Below are 4407 nucleotides of genomic sequence, written 5' to 3'. Positions count from 1 at the left end.
AAAGAGCATCCCTTGGTGATATTTTTGGATGACTTACAATGGGCGGATTCGGCATCGCTGAAGTTAATGCAATTGCTAGTCAATGAGTCGCAATTGGGTTATCTGTTGCTGTTGGGAGCCTATCGGGATAATGAAGTATCACCAGGCCATCCCCTGATGTTGACCTTAGATGAAGTGAGGAAGGCCGGAACAACCCTCAACACCCTAACCTTAGCACCGCTCGACCCAATCAGTTTGAATCAATTGGTAGCGGATACGCTAGTTTGTTATCCTAATTTGGCACAACCGCTGACAGAATTAGTATATCAAAAAACTCAAGGAAATCCATTTTTTGCGACGCAGTTTCTCAAAGCCTTGCATCAGGATGAATTGATTATTTTTGATCTCCAATCGGGTCATTGGCAGTGCGATATTAGTAAAGTGAGAGAAGCAGCACTGACCGATAATGTAGTGGAATTTATGGCGCAGCAGTTGCAGAAGTTGGCCAGAGAAACTCAGGATGTTTTAAAATTAGCCGCTTGTATTGGCAACCAGTTCGATTTAGCAACATTGGCAATTGTTTCAGAGAGTTCCGAAACGAAAACCGCAACGGCTTTGTGGAAAGCTTTACAGGAAGGGCTGATTCTTCCCCAGAGTGAAGTTTATAAGTTTTATGTAGGAATAGAACAGAATATTTCTCAAGCGATTACTCAAACGGTTGCCTATCGCTTCTTACACGATCGCGTTCAGCAAGCTGCTTATTCTTTGATTGCTGCTGACCAAAAACAGGCAACTCACCTAAAAATCGGGCAATTGTTACTCCAGAATACCCCGATTCAAGAACGGGAAGAGCAGATTTTTGCCATTGTCAACCAATTGAATGTGGGATTGGAGTTAATTTCTCAACCAGCGGAACTTGAAGAAGTGGCGCGGTTGAACTTAACAGCAGGACGCAAAGCAAAAGCATCCACAGCCTATGCCGCAGCCGTGAAATACCTGAGTACGGCGATGGATTTGCTATCGAACTCGCGCTGGCAAACTCAGTACGATTTGACTTTAGAAATCGTTGTGGAAGCGGCAGAGGCAGAATATCTCAATACCAATTTTGCTGCCGCCAGTACCCTAGTCGAAATGGTGTTGCAGCACGGGAAAACATTACTAGATCGTATCCCAGCTTACGAGCTCAAGATACAAGTTTTTATGGCGCAACACCAATTGAACGATGCCATTGATACGGGATTGCAGGCATTAGAAGTGTTGGGCTACCCCGTTAACCTGAGCGAGCAGGAATTTTTAGTGGAATTGCCCGCTGTAGAATGCTTGGAAGACTACCCCACCATGACTGACCCCGCACAACTAGCAGCCATGCGGATTCTTAAAGTCTGTCTTGCTCCTGTACTAGCAGGCAGACCGCAAATTCTGCTGCCAGTAGTTGTGAGGCAAGTGAAACTCTGTCTTGAAGGCGGTCACTCTCCTTTGGCATCAGGAACCTATGCTTGGTATGGCACGCTCTTATGCGGCGCTCTGGGCAACATTGATATCGGATATCAAGCAGGGCGGCTGGCACTGCAACTGCTCAAACATTTTGAAACCAGGGAACACAAAGTTGTTACCTATAATATGTTTTACACCTTCGTCCACCATTGGAAGGAGCCTTTACGAGAAAGCATATCTCCTCTTGCCGATGGGGTACAGATTGGGCTAGAAGGCGGAAATTACGAATATACAGGTTACTGCATCACCAACTATTGTTTCTACATATTCCTGGCAGGAGAAAACCTAGAAACTGTTGAATCTGAGCATAATAAATACCATAATTTGTTGCTAAGTTTGAAAGTGGAACACTCCATTTCTGTATCAGAGGTTTGGTATCAATTATTGTTGAATTTGTTGGGAAAAGCAGTCAACCCTCTCCAGTTAATTGGTGAGAGATTTGACGAATCTACCATGTTGTCGCAACTCCTAGAGCAGAACGATCAATTTGCTCTGTTCAATGCGTTTTTAGCAAAGACGATTCTGTTCTATCTGCTCGAAGAGTTCGAGCCAGCAGTGGAGAGTGCAGCTAAGGCAGCGAGTTACTCTAGCGTTGGGTCAGAAAATTTCGTCAATTTGCACTTCTACCAATCCCTAGCACTGCTGGCTAACTACCCCAACGTCTGTTCCCAAGAGCGATCGCATTACCTAAGTCAGGTTGATGCCAATCAGGAAAAAATGCAGTGTTGGATGCAGCACGCTCCGATGAACTACGAGCATAAATACCATCTGGTGGCAGCGGAAAAAAATCGCGTTTTCAATCACAAAACAGAAGCCATAGAATTCTATGACCTGGCGATTAAAGGAGCCAAAGAAAACGAATACCTCCAAGACGAAGCGTTAGCCAACGAATTAGCTGCCAAGTTCTACCTGGACTGGGGCAAAGAAAAAGTTGCCGCCGGTTATATGCAGGAAGCATATTACTGTTATGCCCGTTGGGGAGCTAAAGCCAAAGTTGAAGACCTAGAACAACGCTATCGTCAATTACTTGGGCCCACCTTGAATCAGCCAAAACTCCGCTTTAATCCTCTAGAGACGCTGGCAACGATTAGCCACTCTTCGCAGACTTCAAGTAATAGCAGCACGAGTATTTCCGATGCCCTTGATTTTGCCTCTATTGTGCAAGCTGCTCAAGCTTTATCCAGTAAAATTCAGATTGATGAATTGCTCGGTACCCTCAACCAAATTATTTTAAAAACTTCGGGCGCAGAAACTTGTGCTTTGCTACTCCCCCATCAGGATGAATGGCAAATCCGAGCAATAACGCACCTCAATCCAGATAATGAGTTACCCACAACCCTGCTGCAAACCCAACCTATAGATGGCTCGGCGGTGATTCCGCTCAAACTGGTTTATTATGTCAAACACACCCTGGAAACTGTGGTTATTGAAGGCGGCAAAACCGAAATTCCGGGTGTAATGAATGACTATATGCTCCAGCACAAGCCTCAGAGTATGCTATGTACTCCGATTCTCGATCGCGGCAACTTAGTTGCGATACTTTATCTGGAACATCGATCGACAAAAGGAGTGTTTACTCGCGATCGTCTCCTCGTCCTTAACTTCCTCTGTACTCAGGCTGCCATTTCCCTAGAAAATGCACGACTGTATCAGCAAGCGCAGGATTACGCCCACCAGCAGGCAGCCATTTCCCAAGAAAATGCACGACTGTATCAGCAAGCGCAGGATTACGCCCACCAGGTGGAACAATCTCAACTGCAATTAGTGCAGAGCGAAAAAATGTCGGCGTTGGGGAACTTAGTGGCCGGGGTTGCCCATGAAATTAATAATCCAGTCGGATTTATTTCTGGCAATATTCATGAAGCGATCGCCGCCGTCAAAGATCTTACAGAATATGTGGAACTCTACCAAGAAAAATTTCCCAGTCCGGGTGAGGAAATCGAAGAAAAAGCTGAAGAGATGGAAATCGAATATATCTTAGAAGATTTACCCAAAATGTTGAATTCGATGCAAGTCGGGTGCGATCGCATCCAAGGCATCAGTACCAGTCTCCGCACCTTTTCCCGGGCTGACAAAGATTACAAAATTCCCTTCAATATTCATGAGGGAATTGACAGTACGATTTTGATTCTTAAACACCGATTGAAATCCAACGAACAGCGTCCAGCTATTCAAGTAGTGAAAGAGTACGGGAACCTGCCACCAGTTGAGTGCTTCCCTGGACAATTAAATCAGGTGTTTATGAATATCTTTGCCAATGCCATTGATGCACTGGAAGAATCGAATCGAGAACAGAGTTTTGCGAAGGTTAAAGCCCAAGCCAATTGCATCACGATTCGGACAGAAATGAAGTCTTCTGAGTGGGTTACGATTCGCATTTCTGACAACGGGCCAGGGATATCAGATGAGATAAAAGGTCATATTTTTGACCACTTATTTACCACTAAGGGAGTAGGGAAAGGCACGGGATTGGGTTTGGCGATCGCACGCCAGATTGTAGTTGAGAAACACGGCGGTACAATTGAGGTAAATTCTGTATTGACCGAAGGGACGGAGTTTACAATTTTCTTGCCGATGAAAGGATAAGATTATCTTGATAGATGGCAATTTTTCTGTTCAAAAGTTAGAAAGAGTAGAAGCGGTAGAGTCTGTCTGCTGGAGCTCGCTGTTCAATCCTCGTTAGACTCGACAAATAAAAGTGTATACTTACTTACAACAGTCAAAGTCTAACATGGAGTAATCCAGAGGAGTACCGCAGTGGATTTGACAAACCGAATTTCAGGATATCATCTGGTTGAGCAATTATACTGTGGTTCGAGAACCCTAGTTTATCGAGCCATCCGAGAAACAGATCAGCTTCCAGTTGTCATTAAACTATTAAATCGAGACTATCCCAGCTTCAGCGAACTGCTGCAATTCCGCAACCAGTATACT

General features: G+C 44.7%; 1 protein-coding gene and 1 pseudogene. Both read left to right on the top strand.

The features are described from left to right. Positions 1-4059: trifunctional serine/threonine-protein kinase/ATP-binding protein/sensor histidine kinase (locus QT994_RS27245; protein ID WP_445243952.1), on the top strand; the 4059-nt coding region annotated here is incomplete at its 5' end. A gap of 171 nt (positions 4060-4230) precedes the next feature. Continuing rightward, a pseudogene (locus tag QT994_RS27980) lies at positions 4231-4407 on the top strand (serine/threonine protein kinase); the annotation flags it as partial.

It is taken from the genome of Microcoleus sp. S13_B4, from assembly GCF_036700885.1.
Lineage (GTDB): Bacteria > Cyanobacteriota > Cyanobacteriia > Cyanobacteriales > Microcoleaceae > Microcoleus.
This window is presented reverse-complemented; position numbering and strand designations above follow the sequence as displayed.